Source organism: Acidobacteriota bacterium (assembly GCA_030697165.1).
Classification (GTDB): domain Bacteria; phylum Acidobacteriota; class Vicinamibacteria; order Vicinamibacterales; family UBA2999; genus 12-FULL-67-14b.
The window spans coordinates 344,473-361,035 of the sequence record JAUYQQ010000009.1; the positions used below are offsets into that span (position 1 = coordinate 344,473).

At 66.9% G+C, this 16,563-nt stretch carries 19 protein-coding genes; 4 read left to right on the plus strand and 15 right to left on the minus strand.

From position 1 onward, the window contains the following. Positions 1-13 precede the first annotated feature (13 nt). Positions 14-580 carry an NUDIX hydrolase gene (locus tag Q8T13_09855; protein ID MDP3718053.1) on the plus strand — a complete coding sequence of 189 codons (567 nt, stop codon included), beginning with the start codon at positions 14-16 and terminating at the stop codon, positions 578-580. 34 nt (positions 581-614) lie between these two features. Here the strand turns inward: Q8T13_09855 and Q8T13_09860 are convergent, their stop codons facing one another. From Q8T13_09860 to Q8T13_09900, 9 genes are all read right to left on the minus strand, one after another. Next, entirely contained in the window at positions 615-1,067 is a 453-nt protein-coding gene (locus Q8T13_09860; protein MDP3718054.1) for a hypothetical protein, read from the minus strand. A 39-nt stretch (positions 1,068-1,106) separates the two neighbouring features. Beyond that, complete coding sequence (locus Q8T13_09865; protein MDP3718055.1) at positions 1,107-1,664, minus strand: dihydrofolate reductase family protein; 558 nt, start codon at positions 1,662-1,664, stop codon at positions 1,107-1,109. 17 nt (positions 1,665-1,681) lie between these two features. Beyond that, positions 1,682-3,367 (minus strand): hypothetical protein, encoded by a 1,686-nt coding sequence (locus Q8T13_09870; protein MDP3718056.1) that lies wholly within the window; start codon positions 3,365-3,367, stop codon positions 1,682-1,684. A 44-nt stretch (positions 3,368-3,411) separates the two neighbouring features. Next, positions 3,412-4,461, minus strand: coding sequence for a class I fructose-bisphosphate aldolase (locus Q8T13_09875; GenBank protein MDP3718057.1), 1,050 nt, complete (start codon positions 4,459-4,461; stop codon positions 3,412-3,414). Positions 4,462-4,526: 65 nt separating this feature from the next. Further along, entirely contained in the window at positions 4,527-5,732 is a 1,206-nt protein-coding gene (thiI, locus tag Q8T13_09880; GenBank protein MDP3718058.1) for a tRNA uracil 4-sulfurtransferase ThiI, read from the minus strand. Between the two features lie 60 nt (positions 5,733-5,792). Then, positions 5,793-7,220, minus strand: a complete 1,428-nt coding sequence (gene hpnE, locus Q8T13_09885) for a hydroxysqualene dehydroxylase HpnE (GenBank protein MDP3718059.1) — start codon at positions 7,218-7,220, stop codon at positions 5,793-5,795. Next, entirely contained in the window at positions 7,217-8,059 is an 843-nt protein-coding gene (gene hpnD, locus Q8T13_09890) for a presqualene diphosphate synthase HpnD (protein ID MDP3718060.1), read from the minus strand. Before hpnD ends, hpnE begins: the two co-directional genes overlap by 4 nt. Before the next feature lie 34 nt (positions 8,060-8,093). Further along, the gene (hpnC, locus tag Q8T13_09895) at positions 8,094-8,996 is read right to left on the minus strand and encodes a squalene synthase HpnC (protein MDP3718061.1); all 903 of its coding nucleotides are present in this window, start codon (positions 8,994-8,996) and stop codon (positions 8,094-8,096) included. Next, a complete protein-coding gene (locus tag Q8T13_09900) occupies positions 8,993-9,532 on the minus strand; it encodes a cob(I)yrinic acid a,c-diamide adenosyltransferase (protein MDP3718062.1) in 540 nt (179 codons plus the stop codon). The genes hpnC and Q8T13_09900 overlap by 4 nt, the downstream gene beginning before the upstream one ends. 74 nt (positions 9,533-9,606) lie before the next feature. Between Q8T13_09900 and Q8T13_09905 the strand changes: the two genes are divergently transcribed. Further along, positions 9,607-10,314, plus strand: a complete 708-nt coding sequence (locus Q8T13_09905; protein ID MDP3718063.1) for an A/G-specific adenine glycosylase — start codon at positions 9,607-9,609, stop codon at positions 10,312-10,314. Here the strand turns inward: Q8T13_09905 and Q8T13_09910 are convergent. Genes Q8T13_09910 through Q8T13_09935 form a run of 6 tightly spaced genes read right to left on the minus strand, consistent with a single transcriptional unit; the run spans position 10,292 to position 13,647 of the window. After that, a complete protein-coding gene (locus tag Q8T13_09910) occupies positions 10,292-10,546 on the minus strand; it encodes a zf-HC2 domain-containing protein (protein ID MDP3718064.1) in 255 nt (84 codons plus the stop codon). The genes Q8T13_09905 and Q8T13_09910 overlap by 23 nt on opposite strands. Further along, positions 10,533-11,117 (minus strand): sigma-70 family RNA polymerase sigma factor, encoded by a 585-nt coding sequence (locus Q8T13_09915; protein ID MDP3718065.1) that lies wholly within the window; start codon positions 11,115-11,117, stop codon positions 10,533-10,535. Before Q8T13_09915 ends, Q8T13_09910 begins: the two co-directional genes overlap by 14 nt. After that, positions 11,090-11,302 carry a DUF2892 domain-containing protein gene (locus Q8T13_09920; protein MDP3718066.1) on the minus strand — a complete coding sequence of 71 codons (213 nt, stop codon included), beginning with the start codon at positions 11,300-11,302 and terminating at the stop codon, positions 11,090-11,092. Before Q8T13_09920 ends, Q8T13_09915 begins: the two co-directional genes overlap by 28 nt. Positions 11,303-11,312: 10 nt before the next feature. Beyond that, positions 11,313-11,705, minus strand: coding sequence for a (deoxy)nucleoside triphosphate pyrophosphohydrolase (locus Q8T13_09925; GenBank protein ID MDP3718067.1), 393 nt, complete (start codon positions 11,703-11,705; stop codon positions 11,313-11,315). 41 nt (positions 11,706-11,746) lie between these two features. Beyond that, the gene (locus tag Q8T13_09930) at positions 11,747-12,739 is read right to left on the minus strand and encodes a CehA/McbA family metallohydrolase (protein MDP3718068.1); all 993 of its coding nucleotides are present in this window, start codon (positions 12,737-12,739) and stop codon (positions 11,747-11,749) included. Between the two features lie 59 nt (positions 12,740-12,798). Next, on the minus strand, positions 12,799-13,647 hold the full coding sequence (locus Q8T13_09935; protein MDP3718069.1) for a glycine cleavage T C-terminal barrel domain-containing protein: 849 nt from the start codon (positions 13,645-13,647) through the stop codon (positions 12,799-12,801). A 15-nt stretch (positions 13,648-13,662) separates the two neighbouring features. Here Q8T13_09935 and Q8T13_09940 point away from each other — a divergent pair, with 15 nt between their 5' ends. Both Q8T13_09940 and serB read left to right on the plus strand, forming a co-directional pair. Then, complete coding sequence (locus Q8T13_09940; GenBank protein ID MDP3718070.1) at positions 13,663-15,333, plus strand: alpha/beta fold hydrolase; 1,671 nt, start codon at positions 13,663-13,665, stop codon at positions 15,331-15,333. Beyond that, positions 15,330-16,562: a phosphoserine phosphatase SerB gene (serB, locus tag Q8T13_09945; GenBank protein ID MDP3718071.1), complete on the plus strand. Its 1,233-nt coding sequence runs from the start codon at positions 15,330-15,332 to the stop codon at positions 16,560-16,562. Before Q8T13_09940 ends, serB begins: the two co-directional genes overlap by 4 nt. The last annotated feature ends 1 nt before the right edge of the window (position 16,563 follow it).

Here is a 16,563-nt window from a genome sequence, read left to right on the forward strand (position 1 = left end):
TATACTGAGGGACTTGGGGCACTCGCACGACCTGAACCCGCCGTACAAGTTCTGCCCGGTCTGTGGCAGCCCGCTCGAGCCTCGCGTGCTGAAGGTGACCGAGCCGAAGCGGCTGGTCTGCACCAACCAGGCCTGCGGGTTCGTGTTCTACCTGGATCCCAAGATCGCCGTGGGCACGATCATCCGCGTCAACGAGGGCCGGCAGATCGTGCTGGTCAGGCGCGCCATCGAACCGGGCTACGGCAAGTGGGTGTTTCCGGGCGGCTATGTGGACCGGGGGGAGGAGATCACCCTGGCCGCCATCCGCGAGGCGCGCGAAGAGGTCGGGCTCGACGTGCGGCTCGACCACCTCGTCAACATCTACTCGTACGCCGGCCGGGCGCCGGTGATCATCGTCTATGCCGCCACGAAGATGTCGGGCGAGCTCGCCGTGGATGACGAGGGGATTGAAGCGAGGGAGTTTGACCTCGACGCGATTCCATGGGACGACCTCGCCTTCCGCAGCACCAACGAAGCGCTCAGGGATTACCTCGCACGGCCGAAATCGGATCCACGCCAAGGGCCTGGCACGCCGGACTGAGCGACGGCCATCGAGACACCGTCGGGCTGGGGTACTACCAGACGCTCGCGGGGTCTTTGATTCGCCCCGCAAGAATGGCTTTCCGCACTTCATCGTCGGTCGCCAAGCCGCCCGGCGCCGTGCCGCCCCACTCGAACCGGGTCGCGTCCGGTGTCCAGTGAAACAGCGCGACATGCCAGGTGGGGTTATCGCCGAGGCGCTGGTAGTAGACGAGGCAGTAGTTGGTCGAGCACCCGGCCGCAACCAACCGCCGGGTTGGCGGCACGTGGGTCACACCCGTCGGCTGGAGCTCGGCCCCGGGATCGGCGATATCCAGGGTTTGGCTGCCGAATAATTCCTGCAACCCATCGCGGACGCCGAGCGGCAAGCCCCTGATGGCGGTGACCATTTGAAACCGCTCGTTCTGCAAGTCAGCCCGCAGCGGCGCCGGCAGCGCGCCGGCGTCAGTCGCCTGGCTCCCTGTAGCCGTGCACGCGGACAGGGTCACGCCGATGACGCAGAGAAGTAGTGCGTGCCGCATCCAGGGTCAACCTCTCACGTCGTAGCGTAGCGCCACCATGCCGCTCTCGTATCCCTTCACCTCGACCAGGTGCAGCGCCACGTCCTGGTCGAGCCGGTCGAAGAACGAGACGCCGTCGCCAATCAGGATGGGCAGGATCGAATAGCGGACTTCGTCGGCCAGTCCGCGGCGAAGGCATTCGCCGCACACAGCGCCACCGCCAACGAACCAGATGCTGCGGAAGTTCGGCTTCAGCCGCTCGTTCACCAGTTTCGCGAGATCGCCCGAGTAGAACTCGACGGTCTCCCGGGTCCGTGGCAGCTTGCGACTGGTGAGGACGAAGGTGGGCTTGTCGCCGTAGGCCCAGCCATGGCCCCTGGCCTCGAAATCAAGCGCGGTCTCGTAGGTGCGCGAGCCCATGACGTAGCAGTCGATGGTCGCGAGAAACTCCGCGACCAACTCCGGTGACATGTTGTCGCCGCCCTCGAACTCGTCCGAGGTCTCCATCCAGTCGACGCGGCCGTCTTTCCGGGCGATGAAGCCGTCGAGGCTGGCCGCCATGTGGATCGTGACGCGAGAATCCATGTGAATCGTGCCGTCGGCTACTCTAACCCAACGTCTCGGCGACGGGCGTATCTCTCCTGGGGCGAAATCTGCAGAACGCGGCCCTGGGGCGTCTCGAGCATCGGGATCACCTGCAGCCCGTCGAGTTCGATCGCTCGCGGCAGCCAGGGCGCCGAGTGGCCAACCGGAAAGTCCTTGAAGACATCCACGATCAGCACGCGATCGGGCAAGGTGCCGTCGGCATTCGGCGTGAACAGGTCGCCGGGACGGAACACGGCCGGTGCACCAGTGTAGACACCGGCTGACGTGCCATCCGGCCGCGTAACCAGGAAGCGATCGCGGACGAAGTCGTCGAGCGCGAGCCACCGGTCAATTCGGCCGACCAGCATGAGACACGCCAGTTCGTCGGTGCAGGCGACGCGATCCGCCGGCAGCAGGCCGGCGCGCACTTCGTCCATGCCGGGAATGTCGATGGTGGGTCGCGCGGCTTCGAGGCGATCGTCAATGGAACCCGAGCCACGCCATTGATCCAGCCCCAGGGCCAACGCGACGAGGGCGACCACGGCGAAGGCGACACGGCGTGGGAGCAAGCGCCCGACGATGGCATCAACGTCGATGGCAATAGCTGCCAGCATCAGCACGACCGGCAGCAGCAGGTAATTGGTGGTGATGCCGGAATCGATCACCCCAAACCAGAGGACCCAGAACAGCCACAACAGGTGCGCGCCGCGCTCGTGCAGCCGCCACTCGCCACCGGCGCCCAGGAGGCGCGCGCCGAGCGACGCCAGCGCCAGCATCGTCAGCACCGGGTGCGCTGCGGCGAGGTGACGGAACATGTCCAGCGGGTACACGGCGCCGTCGGAGGCCACTCGCGCCACCGTGGCCACGTCCAGGGGACCCAGATTCGACGCGCGCGCGATCGAGAACGAGAGCACCATGGCCGCGAAAGATAATCCGGCGACGGTGGCAAGTCCGGCGCGGGCGGGCACCAGCAGCCACGCCACCACCATCGCGGCCAGCGTGTGGCCGTACTGGCCGCTGGGCGGCACCTCGAACAGGTTCAACACCTGCCACAGGAAGAATCGCCTCACCATGGTCTCGCCGCTGGACGGTTCGAGCGCATGCAGCAAGAACAGGAGCCCCTGAGCCGCCACGAGACCGGTGACGATGGCGGCGGCGGCGGCCAGCCACGCCCGTCGCTTGGCGCGCACACCCAGTAGCGCGCACACGAGGGGGATGGCCGGCAGCGTGAATGCGAGTTCGTGGGTTAAACGCGAAACGAACGCGATGGTGCCTAGGGTGCCTAGAGTGCCTAAGGTGCGCTGGCCTCGGGTGCTCAGCAGCCACAACACCGCCAGATACGAGGCGAGGAACGGCGCGTAGAAGCGGCCGGTGGTGGCGGTGGCCCAGAAGGGCAGCGACATCGATACCAACGTCGCGGCGAGCACCGCGGCGCGATCGGTTGCGTGCCGGCCGACGATGGCGAAGACCAGGAGCACCGACACCAGCGCGCTCAGCAGGCTCAGTGCACGATAGGCTGGAAGTTGCGAACCGGTGAGCCAGCCGGCCATCCAACTGGCGTAGGAGTAGGCGAGGCCGCGGTCGTAGAGAAGCGCTGACGGCAGGTGCGGCAGGCCGCCGAGCTCGATGCCGCGGACGGCGAAGAGGGTGAACTCCTCGTCAACGGAGTAGCCGGCGCGCGTCAGTTGCGACGCGCCGGCCAATAGGACTATTGCAGCAAGGACCGCGACCCAGGTCGAGGGCCGCGTCACGCGATGGTGATGCCCTTGTTGAGATAGACGTCCTGGATCGCGTTCAGTAAGGCGGCGCCTTCCTTCATCGGGCGCTGGAACGCCTTGCGGCCCGAGATCAGGCCCATGCCGCCGGCGCGCTTGTTGATCACCGACGTCTTGATCGCTTCCTTGAGGTCGCTCTCCCCCGCCGAAGCGCCGCCCGAGTTGATCAGGCCGGCGCGGCCCATGTAACAGTTGGCGAGCTGGTAGCGCGTGAGGTCGATCGGATGATCGCTGCTCAGGTCCGAGTAGACCTTCTTGTGGGTCTTGCCGAAGTTGACCGCGTTGTAGCCGCCGTTATTCTCGGGCAGCTTCTGCTTGATGATGTCGGCCTCGATCGTCACGCCGAGGTGGTTGGCCTGGCCGGAGAGGTCGGCGGAGAGGTGGTAGTCCACCTCCTTGGTCTTGAACGCCGAGTTGCGCAGGTAACACCACAACACGGTGAACATGCCCAACTCGTGCGCGTGCTGGAACATCTCGGTCACTTCCTGGATCTGCCGCTTCGACTCTTCCGAACCGAAGTAGATGGTCGCGCCGACGCCGGCCGCGCCCATGTCGAAGCCCTGCTTCACGCTGGCGAACTTGATCTGATCGTAGGCGTTCGGATACGAGAGGAACTCGTTGTGGTTCAGCTTGAGGATGAACGGAATCCTGTGCGCGTACTTGCGCGCGGTCATGCCGAGCACGCCGAGCGTCGAGGCCACGCCGTTGCAACCGCCCTCGATCGCCAGCTTCACGATGTTCTCGGGATCGAAATACTGCGGGTTGGGCGCAAACGACGCGCCGGCGGAATGCTCAATGCCCTGGTCAACGGGCAGGATCGAAACGTAGCCCGTGCCACCCAGCCGCCCATGATCGAGCAGCGATTGCAGGCGGCCCAGGACCGGCACCGGCCGGTTCGACGACAGGTGGATGCGCTCCACGAAGTCGGGGCCGGGCAGGTGCAGCGTCTCTTTCGGGATCTTGCACTGGTGCGTCAGGAGGGCGCTGGCGTCGGCTCCGAGGATGTCTTCGACGGTAGGCATGCCGAATTACTTTATCACCGGCAACACAGATGACGCAGATCCCGCGGTCCGGCTAAAGCCGGACGCTACATCGATGTGGCGTCCGCCTTCAGGCGGACCATTGCCGGCCGCGGGTGCACCAGGTCTTCCACCACGGCCTGGGCGGCCGCGGCCTTGACCATCTCGGCAATGGGCAGCCCGGCCTCGACCTCGTCAATCTGGTGCCGGCGGGCATGGGTCTCTGGATGGCGAGGCGTAAACAGGGTGCAGGTGTCCTGGTCGGGCTCGATCGAGATTTCGAAGGTGCCCAGCCGCTGCGCCTGGCTCATGATCTCCTCCTTGTCCATGCCGACCAGCGGCCGCAGGATCGGCAACCGGGTCGCGCTGTCGGCGGCGGCGAGGTTGTCGAGGGTCTGCGACGCGACCTGGCCAATCACGTCACCCGTCACCAGCGCCTTCGCCCTGGCGTCGCGGGCGATGCGCTCGGCGATGCGCAGCATGAAGCGCCGGTAGATGATCACCCGCAGGGCGCCGGGCACGCCGAGCGTCACCTCACGCTGCAGCTCGCCAAACGGCACCAGGAACAGCCGCGACCGCAACTGGTAGCGCGTCAGGACCTCGGCCAGCCGGCGGGCCTTTCCCTGCGAAATGTTCGACAGGAACGGCGCGCTATGAAAATGCACCAGCGTCACGTGGCAACCGCGCTTCATCATGCGCCACGCCGCCACGGGCGAATCGATGCCGCCCGACAGCAGCGCCGTCACGCGGCCGGCCGTACCGGTCGGCAATCCGCCGGGCCCCGCCTCCTTCTGCATGTAGAGGTACGCCTGCCCCGGCACGATCTCGACGCTGATCACCAGGTCGGCATGATCCAGGTCCACCTTCCAGCCGCGCGCGCGCCAGACCTTCGAGCCCAGGTCGCGTGCCAGGTCGGGCGAGGGCGTCGCGAACTGCTGATCGGCGCGGCGCACGTACACCCGAAAACTCGACGCACTTTCGCGCGGCGGCAGCCGCGAGACAATCGCCTCGGCCATGCCGTCGAAGTCGAGCGGCACGCGGGTCGCCACCGAGTAGTTGGCAATGCCGAACACGCGCGACATGCGATCGCGAATCTCGCCGGCCGTCGCCTCGCGGCCGAGCACGATCTCGATCCGGCCCATCGGCGTCCGGATCTCCTTCACGCTCAATCCGGCCAGCGCCATGTGCAGATGGCGCACCAGCCGGCCAATGAACCACGGGCGGTTCTTGCCCTTGAGCGCGACCTCCGAATAGTGGGCAAGTATTGATGTCATTTCCAAAAGGCAACCACGAGGGACACGGAGATCCACACGAAGGACACGAAGAATCTAATTTTAATAGTGGTTGGCGTGCTTCGTGGCTTCGGTCTTCGCGTGCTTCGTGGTTTCTGTCTTCGTGTGCTTCGTGGTTGAGACAAGGGCTGCCGCGCGGTGGCCCGACACCGCCGCCGATTCAATCGTCGCCGGGAGGCCGGTATCGATCCAGTCGCCCGCCAGCAGGAACCCGGCAATGGCAGTCTCGGTCTGCGGCCGGGGCGGCGCGTCCGGCGCCAGCGAAAAGGTCGACCGCTTCTCGCGCACGGCCAGGCCCTTGCGCAGCACCGCGCTGCGAGCTGCCGGCAGCGCCGCTCGCACGTCGGCCAGCGCCAGCGCGATCAGTTCGTCGTTGCCCATCGCGACGATCGTCTCGGCGCCGCTCGAGATCATCGACAGGTGGGAACTGGCGCCGCCGACAATGGCGCGGCGATCGAACACCCACTGAAACGCGCGCCCGGGCAATCCGATCAGCGCTTCATGCATCACCGGACGATCGAACCACAGGTTCACCGTCACGATCGGCAGGCTGCCCAGTGCCGACGCATTGGCGATGGTGCCGGCCAACGCAGCGGGGGGCTCCTCGAACACGGCGCCGAGCGCATGCCACGGCACGGTGGAGATCACGACCGGCGCTGAAATGTGCTCGCCGCGCACGCGCACGCCGGTCACGCGATCGCCCTCGACCACCACCCTGGCCGGCGCGTTGACCCGCACCTCGTGGCCGCGCGCCTCGAGCCACGCCCGCGCCGGTTCGGCATACAGTTCGTCGAGCGGCACCACTGGCATTACCAACGCGGCCGACGAAGGATCGGGGCCGAACATCCGCTCGAGAATGCCGACAAAGTACGACGCCGCCGCCTGGTCGATCGACTGGTTGAGCGCGGCCAGCGCCAGGGGTTCCCAGAACAGCTCGCAGAGGCGCGGCGCCTGGCCGAGTCGGGTGAGCCATTCGCGGACGGTTTCGCGGGACGGTTCGGTGGGGATGTAGCGTCCGCCTTCTTGACCGCCGTAGCCTTGGCGAAGGTGGTTAGGCGGACCAAGGGCTGCGCCCACGCGAAGAATCGATAGGCGCTCGGCCCAGCTGAGCGCGTCCCACGCGAGCACACCGCCGAGCAGGTGCAGCGGCGACGGCAGGGGCGGCAACTTCAGCACCGACTCGCGGCCCTGCTGGTCGACCATGGTCAGCGCAAGACCCGCCTGCCACCGCACGCGGTCGAGCGCGTTGATGCGCGCCAGCAGCGCCAACGTGTCAACGTAACAGCCCATCAGGATGTGCTGGCCGTTGTCGACGCGTTCGCCGGTTTCCGGATCGGTAAAGGCCGTGGCGCGGCCGCCCAGCCCTGGACGGGCTTCGAGCAGCAACACCCGCGCGCCGGCTTCTGCCAGCGCGGTGGCGGCACTGAAGCCGGCCACGCCGCCGCCAATGACTACGGCGTCGGCGGTCACGCGCGTGAAAACAGGCGATAGCCGAGCGCCGACAGCTGCCCACGCGCCCAGATCGCGAGCGCAATTCGCGCCCGCACGGCCTTGGGTACGCGAATCAACTCGGCGAACACGTCGTAGTGGCGGCGCTCGATGCGCTGGAGGATCTCGAAGTAGATGCCGCCCATGATCTCGGCCGCAACCAGCTTGTGCGCATCGGCGTGGGGCATGGCCTGCGCGGCGGCGGTGTAGAACTGGCGCGCGCGCTGGCACTGGTGCGCCAGCAGGTTGCGCATGGCCGGGGTGACGACACCGGCGCGCAAGTCGGCTTCGCATACGCCGAAGCGCGCGAGGTCTTCTTGCGGCAGGTAGACGCGGCCATTCTTGAGGTCAACGGCCACGTCGCGAATGATGTTGGTGAGCTGCAGGGCCAGGCCCAGGTTGAAGGCGTAGTCGCGCGAGCGCGAGTCGCGCGCGCCGAAGATTTCGATGCACATCAGGCCGACCGCCGAGGCGACGCGGCGGCAATAGCCGGACAGCTCGTCGAAGGTCTGGTACGTCTTGTGACGAAGGTCCATCTCGACGCCGTCGACCAGGTCGTCAAACGGCTGCCGCGACAACGAAAAGGCCGCCACTACCGGTGCCAGGTTCTGCCCCTGCGGCGTGAGCGGGGCTTCGCCGCCGAACAGTCGGCCCACCTCTTCGCGCCACCGGCCAATCTCGCGTGCCGCGGTCACCTCATCCGGCGCCTCATCCACCGCATCGTCCACGGCGCGGCAGAAGTCCCAGACCAGGCCAATAGCCTGACGCTGCTCGTCTGGCAGGACTAGGAACGAGTACGAGAATGATGTGTCTCTTGCCACGGGTGCCTAAGGTGCCTAGCGTGCCTAATGGTGCCTAAGGGGTTGGTGCCACGGTGCCAGCGTGCCGGCGCCAAAGGGCTGTGCCAAACGCTATCACTAATGCATCGCTGGTGCCGAGCGCCGGACGCGACGTGAAGACGTCGTAGTGGCCGGCTTCGAGGCGATCGAGAATGCGGGAACCGCCGAGCCAGGTGGCGCGCAGCTCGTAGCGAAGGCGGCCGCCGACCCCGTCGCAGACCGGGCGGCCGGCGGCGAACAGTTGCCGCGTGCGTGCGCCGCAGGCGCGCATGGCCGCCGCCCACTCCGGCGTCAGGCGGCCGCGATCGAGGGCTGTCGGGTCGGCGCCGGCGGCCCGCCAGGTTTCTTCGGGCACGTAGAGCCGGCCGCGCGGCCAGTCGATGGCCAGGTCCTGCCAGAAATTGGTGAGCTGCAATGCCGTGCATACGGCATCGCTGGCGCGGTCGAGCGCCCCATCGCGATAGCCACTCAGCCGCAGGACCAGGCGGCCCACCGGGTTTGCAGATCGCCGGCAGTAGTCCAGGACGTCGTTCCACGACGCATACCGAGTCGTTACGACATCCTGCTTGAATGCACTCAACAGGTCGTGGAACAACTCCGCCGGGAGGTCGAAGCGTTCGCGCGTGTTCGCCAGCGCGCTGAAGATCATGTCGGGAGGGCACTGCTGGTCGGGAGGGCGCTTTGCGTCGGGAAAGTGCTCGCCATCAAGCCGCCTCCCCCACTCATCCAGTAGTCGCAAACGCTCGTCCGGCTCGCGGCCGGGCTCATCCGCGAAATCGTCGGCGGTGCGGGCAAAGGCATAGATGGCGGCGACGTGTGGACGCAGCCGCGCGGGCATCAGGCGCGAGGCGACCGGAAAGTTCTCGTAGTGGGATTCAGCCAGCCGCTGACAAGCCGCGTAGGCTTGCTCGAGGTTCACCACTGAGTTTCTTGGACACCGGCTCGATGGTTTGCCGCCCTGGCGATCGTGAACAGCAAATCCGACAGCCGGTTCAGGTAGACGATCACCACCGGTTCGACGGCGTCGGCGCCGAGCAGCAGCACCGACCGCTCCGCGCGGCGGCACACGGTGCGCGCGTAGTGGAGCGCCGCGCCGGCCGGGCAACCGTCAGACAGGATGAAGTGGCGCAGTGGCGCGATTTGCTCATCCAGTTTGTCGATCCAACCTTCGAGGCGACTGATGCTCTCGTCGTTGATCACGATCTTCTCGACCCGCCTCGCGATCTTGTGCGACGGGTCGGCGAGCCGCGCGCCCAGCGCGAACAGGTCGCGCTGGAGAGACACGCACATCTCATCCAGGTCCGGTGGCAGGCCGGCGGCGCGCACCATGCCGAGGCACGCCTGCACCTCGTCCACGTCGCCGTACGCGATCACCCGCGGGTGGGTCTTCGAGACCCGGGTGCCGTCGAACAAGCTGGTATCGCCGGTGTCGCCGGTTTTTGTGTAGATGGACACTGGTAGGATTATAGGGCGTCGCAGCCGCTCCGGCTAAAGCCGGAGGCTACATTGCGGCTTACTGATCACCACACTTGCCGCCTAAACCACGCACCCCACCCCTGCCGGCGCCGGCCTTGCGGCAGCGCTTTCGCCGAAACCTGCTGGCCTGGTACCGCAAGAACGGCCGCGATCTGCCGTGGCGCAACACCAGCGACCCGTACCACATCCTCGTGTCGGAGATCATGCTGCAGCAGACGCAGGTCGATCGCGTGCTGCCGAAGTACCTTGAGTGGCTCGGTAAGTACCCGAGCTTCGCCGTGCTCGCCGAGGCGCCACCGGCCGAGGTCACCAAGACGTGGTATCCGCTGGGCTACAACATCCGCCCGAGGCGGCTGCAGTCGATCGCCCAGCAGGCGGTCGAAAAGTACGACGGCCAGCTGCCGTCGGACCGCGAGACGCTGCTGTCGTTCAAGGGCATTGGCGAGTACACCGCCGGCGCGGTCCGCAGCTTTGCCTTTCGTGAGCGCGCCGCTATTCTCGACACCAACGTGGCGCGGGTGCTGTTTCGCATCTTCATCGGCAAGGGCGATCCGAAGAGCCACGCCATGAAGAAACGTCTGTGGGCGCACAGCGAAGCCGTGCTGCCGCACAAGCACGTGTTCGACTTCAACCAGGCGTTGATGGATTTTGGCGCCACGCACTGCAGCGCCCGCAAGCCGAAGTGCTCGTCCTGCCCCATGATCCGCCTCTGCCGGTCCCGCACGGGGCTAGCAGCCGTCATGAACCGAGCGCGGTCTTGAGCCGCTCGGCAATCTCGGCAGGCACCGGTTCAGGTTCGCGGAGCCGCGCCCGCACGGCGTCGACCATGCCGCCAAAGGCCTGGCCGAATGCGGCGCAGGCCTGACACTCGGAAACATGTGCCTCGATATTGCCGCGCCGGTCAGGCGCCAGCTCACCATCCAGGTACGGCGACAGGTCCGCCAGGACTTCAGAGCAAGTCAGCCCGGCCACTGTGCGCTCACTTGGTCGCATGCATCGTCCCTCCCCTCACGGCCTCGGCCAGGCGTAAGCGCGCCCGGTGCAGCCGGCTCTTCATGGCCGCCGTAGTCAGGCCCAGCATGGCGGCCACGTCCTCGCCGCTCAGTCCCTCGAGGTCGCGCAGCGTGAGGACTTCCCGTTCGTCCGGGGCAAGGCCAGCGAGCGCGGCAACCAAGCGACCGTGCTGTTCCGCCGCCACCGCCAGTTGTTCAGGATTCGGCCCACCCCAGCCGGCGCGGATGCCGAGGTCGTCGAGCGGCGTCGCGTCAATCGGTTCGCGCGCCGCGCGGACGCGGCGGGTCACCGCCGCGTTGCGGGCAATGGTCAGCAACCAGGTCCGCACGCTCGATTCCCCGCGGAACCGAGACACGCCCTGCCAGGCCGACAGGAATGTCTGCTGCAGCACGTCTTCGGCTTCGTCACGCGTCCCGGCCACGTGCCGCGCCAGCCGGTAGACGCTCGCCTGGTGCCGCGTGACCAGCGCGGAAAACGCCTCGCGGTCGCCGCCGCCAGCTCGGCGCGCCAACTCGAGATCGATCAGGCCTTCGTCTTGGGCATCGGACACGTGGAAATACCAAAGACACTATAAAGGGGGCAGGTGCCGGCGAGGCCGGTGACGATCGGCACCAGGCCGATGTAACCCCACACCCCGATCGTGCCCATGGCCGCCATGGCCACCAGCGTCACGCCCAGTGCGACCCGAATCACGCGCTCCGCCGGATGTTCGTTGGTTTTCAGGAATCCAGTCATCACGTCCTCCTCAATTGCGGTCTGAGGATATAGAGTTGGGCGCTTCAGAAAGGATTCTAATGAGGTCCCGATCGGCGTCGGGAAACGGCAGGCCGGCCAGCTCGCCGCGCGGCACCCACCGCATCCCCTGTCCCATCATCGGCTTCGGCTCGCCCTCGAACCCGCAGCGATAGAAGTGCAGCTCGACGGTCTTCTCCGGGTACGCATGGGTGACGGTATGAACGGCCTCACCCACGGTGGCGACGATGTCGAGTTCTTCGAACAGCTCGCGACGAAGGGCCTCGACGTGAGTCTCGCTGACGTGGACCTTCCCGCCAGGGAACTCCCAATGATCCGCCAGGTGCGTACCCGCCTGCCGCAGCGTCAGCAGAAACGCATCGTCACGTTCGATGACGGCAGCCACGACCACCACGGGCGGGCATAAGCCCGCCCCTACGGGGTCACTCACCTGGGGCCAGCGGCACCGACCGGCACCGGTTGAATCCACGCGGCCTTGCCATTGGATTCCATGACCTTCGCGCGCACGTAGCCCTCGTCGCCCTTGAAGGTGTAGGTCGCCGTGGGCGTGGTCACTTCGCTCAGCACGCGGCCCTGCCGGCCGATGAACTGGATGCGGTACTTGCTCGCCGGCTCAGTCCTCACCGACAGCGACAGAGAGGATGCGCTGGCATCCACAGCCTGCATCTGGACGCCGGTGGACGAGTAGAAGTCGCCGCGCTCGAGCGCCTCGACCAGCGCGCGCGGCTCCAGCCGCGCCGCGCGCACATGGACCCAGCCCTTGCCCGGCCGCGGCGCCGCCGGATCCTCAGGCCGCTTGAAGTAATGCGCATCGTCCACGGCAATGCCGTACAGCAGCTTGCCGCTCGACAGGATGCGATCCCACGTTTCCTCGAGACTTGGCACGCCACCACCACCGAGGTTGTTCACCGTGGGATGGCCGTTGAACACCTCGAACAGCTTCGTGCGCTGCACCTGTCCCAGTTCGTCGGGCGAGATCGCCCATCCGAAATTCGGGTGGTTGATGCTCGGCACGCCGCGGGCCGCGCGGATGCCGTCGACCATCTGCTGCAGGACATCCAATACCGAACTGCCACCCTCGGGCGGCGGCACGAAGCGCTCGATCTCGAGCCCGTTGACGTGCAGCGGCTTGTCACCGAACCGGCTGGTGACCTCTTCACCCTTGACGACCAGGAACTTGTCGTCGGCGCCATGGAGGGCGTTCAAGCCCTCGACGCTGGTCAGGTAGTTGTGATCGGTCAGCACCAGGAACTGGTAATTCCGCTCCCGATACCACGTCACGACATCGTCCGGCGTCGAGTCGCCGTCGCTGTTCACGGTGTGGGTGTGCAGGTTGCCTTTGAACCACAGGGCTTGGGGCTTGGTGGTCGGGGCTTGCTTGCCAGCCGGAGCCTTGGCGAAGGTTGGAGCAAGAGGCACAGCAACTACTGCCGCTGCCAAGAACGCCGAACCCAGCAGGACGAGCCGTTGCCTCGAAATCATTCGATGGTCACCTTCGACCGGGAATCATTCCATACGACTGTGACTTCCGTACCCGCGGCGACGAAATCCCGATGCACATAGCCCAGCCCGACCACGGCCTCGCGCGCCGGCGAGAATGCGGCGCTCGTGACGCGACCGATGTCCTTCTCTCCCTCTCCGGCAAAGATGCGGGAGCCGGGAAGCGGCACGACGGCGGCTGACGGATCCGCCTTCCAGCGCACCAGTTTCTTCGCCACGCGCCCGCCGCCGCGGTGCGTGACCCGGACGATCACCTCCTGGCCGACGTAGCACCCCTTAGTGAACGAGATGGCGCGGTCTTCGATGCCGGCCTCGAGGGGGATGGTTTCGTTGTCCATGTCGACCAGGAACCGCGGGATGCCGCGCTCAATACGCACCACCTCGAAGGTGTCGAGGCTGATCTCCGGATACGGCAAACCGTGTGGCTGGCCAGCATCCACGATGGCATCGACCAACGCGCCGCGTTCGCCGGGGAGGATCGCCGTCCACAGCTCGAGGGCGTCGCCCTGCTCGCTCACCTGGGCGTCTTCGGCGAAGATCAAGCCGTCGAGCCGCTCGCAGAGCGCCGCGGCGAGCGGCGCCGGAACGTCCAGCAGCAGCCGGTCGGGCCGGGCCGTCACCGTCAGGTCGGTGATCATCCGGCCCTGGGGCGTCAGATACGTCGCATACCGGCTGTCGCCGGGCGCAAGCGAAGCCACGTCGTTGGTCACCAGACCCTGCAGCCAGGCCGCCCGATCGGAGCCGGTAATCGCCAAAACGGCACGGTCAGTTCGCCTGGCCACGCCGCCGTCCGTCCGGAGGGCCCGGTAGCCGTCGAGGGAAAACATGTTTTAAGCTGTTGTGTGACTCTCTTCCATCTTACCGGCGTTGCCCTCACGGTTCTCCTGATGGTCTCGGGCGCCGCCGCCCAGGCGCCGCGGCCGGCGGCCGACGCAGCCGACACCCAGTTCCTCGTGTTCTTCCGCTCCCAGCCGATCGGCCGCGAGGAAGTGGTGGTGGTGCGCAGCGGCGACGAGTGGGTCGTGCGCGGCTCGAGCCGCCTGGGTCCGCCGATCGACATCACGTCGCGGACCGCCGAGGTGGTGTACGACGCGCAGTGGCAGCCCAAATCGCTGCTCGTTGACGGCGTCGTCCGCGGACAGGACGTGACCGTGAAAACCATCTTCGCCAAGGGCCAGGCCTCGAACGTAATCTCGGTACAGGGCGCGCCGCAGACGAAAGTCGATCCGGTGTCCGCCGATGCCGTGGTGCTGCCCAATGCGTTTCTCGGTTCGTACGCGGCGCTGGCCATGCGCCTGCAGGGCTTGAAGCCCGGCGTCGAGCTGAAGGCCTACGTGGCGCCGCAAGCCGAGGTGACGATCAGGCTGCTGGCGACGGCGGCCGAACGCATCGACACGCCTCGCGTGACCATCAATGCCACGAAATACTCGCTGCTCTTCATCAATCCGGCCCCGGCGGGCGAGTTGCCGTTCGAACTGTGGACGGGTCCGGCCGGCAACCTGCTGCGCCTGAGCATTCCATCGCAGACGCTGGAAATGGCGCGCGAAGACATTGCCTCTTCGGCATCGCGCACCGCCGCGTTCTCGCTGCCAGGCGACGAGGCTGTGACCATCCCGGCCACCGGCTTCAACCTCGCCGGCTCCATCACCAAGCCGGCCAACGCCACGGCGCCGCTGCCGGCGCTAATACTGATCGGCGGCTCGGGGCCGACCGATCGTGACGAGACGGTCGCGGGGATCCCGGTGTTCGGCCAGCTCGCCCGCGACCTCGTCGCCGCCGGCTTCATCGTGGTGCGGTACGACAAGCGCGGGGTTGGCCAGAGCGGCGGCCGCTCCGAGTCGGTGACCATTGCCGACTACGCCGAAGATGCGCGGTCGGTGCTGGTGTGGCTCGAGAAGCGCAAGGACGTGGACAAGGAGCGCATTGGTCTGGTCGGTCACAGCGAGGGCGCGCTCGTGGCCATGCTGCTGGCGGGCCGCGAACGCGGCAAGGTCGGCGCCATGGCCCTGCTCGCCGGTCCATCGGCCAGCGGCGCCACCATCGTGCTCGAGCAGCAGAAACATTTGCTCGATCAGATGAAGATCGACGATGGCCAGCGGGCCGAGAAGGTGGCGCTGCAGGAGAAGATCAACGCGGCGGTCGTCTCGGGCCGCGGCTGGCAGGACCTGCCCGAAGAGGCCCGCAAGGTGGCCGACACGCCGTGGTTCTACAGCTTCCTGACCTTCGATCCGGAGCGGGCCATGCGCGACACGCGCCAGCCGGTGCTGATCGTGCAGGGTGAACTCGACACGCAGGTGAAGCCGCACCACGCCGACCAGCTCGCCGAGTACGCGAGGGCGCGCCGAACCAAGACGGAAACGGAAGTGGTGAAGGTGCCGGGCGTCAATCACCTGCTGGTCGCGGCGAAGACCGGCGAGGTGGCCGAGTATGCGTCCCTCGGTCCAACTGCCAAGATCGCGCCCGAGGTGGGCGCCGCGATTGCCGCCTTCATGACCAGGGCGCTGCGGGATTGACCGCGCCAAGCGCCCTGCTGATCCGGGTGACCGGTCACGACCGGCCCGGGCTGACGCACGCCCTCACCTCCATTCTCGCGCGCTACGACGTGCGCGTGCTCGACATCGGCCAGGCGGTGATCCACGACGGTCTCGCCTTCGGCATCCTGATCGAGCTGCGCGAAGAACTGCGCTCGTCGGCCCTGCTCACCGACCTGCTGCTTGAATCGCATGCCCTGGGTGTCGAAGTGAAGTTCTCGGCCTCGACCGCCGAGGAATACGCCGCCTGGGTCAACGCGCAAGCTCGCCGGCGATTCATCGTCACGCTGCTTGGTCCCGCCATCGGCGCGTCGCACATCGCCCAGGTTTCGGGCGTGCTGGCGCAGGCCGGGCTCAACATCGACCGCATCGACCGCCTGTCGTCGCGGGTGCCGTTGCAACTGGACGAGGCGCAGCCTCGGTTTTGCGTGGAGTTCACGGCGACCGCGCCGAGCGCGGCGACGCTGGTCGATGAAGATGCCGTGCGCACGGGCTTAGCGACGCTGACGGAGTCGGGCGACGTGGACGTTGCGTTCCAGCACGACTCTATTTTTCGCCGCAACCGGCGACTGGTGGCGTTCGACATGGACTCGACGCTGATTCAGGGCGAAGTGATCGACGAACTGGCTGTGCTGGCCGGCGCCGGCGACCAGGTACGCGCGATCACCGAGGCGGCCATGCGCGGCGAACTCGACTTCCAGCAGTCGTTCCGCAGGCGAGTGGCGCTACTGAAGGGCCTGCCGGAAGCGGCGCTGCAGCAGGTGATCGCGCGCATACCGCTTACCGACGGCGCCGAGCGCCTCGTCGCGACGCTGCAGCGGCTCGGCTACAAGACGGCCATCCTGTCTGGCGGTTTCACGTTCTTCGGCAGCGTGCTGCAGCAGCGGCTCGGCATCGACCACCTGCACGCCAACACGCTGGAGATTCGCGACGGCGTGGTCACCGGCGAGGTAGTGCTGCCGATCGTGGACGGCGCACGCAAGGCCGAGATGCTGCAGGTGATTGCCGCGAGCGAGGGCCTGAGCCTCGAGCAGTGCATTGCCGTCGGCGACGGCGCCAACGACCTGCCGATGCTACGGTTGGCCGGACTAGGGATCGCCTTCCGGGCCAAGCCGCTGGTGCGCTCGAGCGCGAAGCAGTCGATTTCGTCGATGGGCCTCGACGGGATTCTCTACCTGATTGGCGTCCGCGATCGCGATATCGGGGTCTGAA

What these genes read in the sequence shown, in the direction of transcription:
- Q8T13_09865 (MDP3718055.1), bottom strand. Translation starts at nt 1,664, where the DNA reads ATGGATTCTCGCGTCACGATCCACATGGCGGCCAGCCTCGACGGCTTC.
- Q8T13_09875 (MDP3718057.1), bottom strand. Translation starts at nt 4,461, where the DNA reads ATGCCTACCGTCGAAGACATCCTCGGAGCCGACGCCAGCGCCCTCCTG.
- thiI (MDP3718058.1), bottom strand. Translation starts at nt 5,732, where the DNA reads ATGACATCAATACTTGCCCACTATTCGGAGGTCGCGCTCAAGGGCAAG.
- Q8T13_09910 (MDP3718064.1), bottom strand. Translation starts at nt 10,546, where the DNA reads ATGCGACCAAGTGAGCGCACAGTGGCCGGGCTGACTTGCTCTGAAGTC.
- Q8T13_09920 (MDP3718066.1), bottom strand. Translation starts at nt 11,302, where the DNA reads ATGACTGGATTCCTGAAAACCAACGAACATCCGGCGGAGCGCGTGATT.
- Q8T13_09935 (MDP3718069.1), bottom strand. Translation starts at nt 13,647, where the DNA reads ATGTTTTCCCTCGACGGCTACCGGGCCCTCCGGACGGACGGCGGCGTG.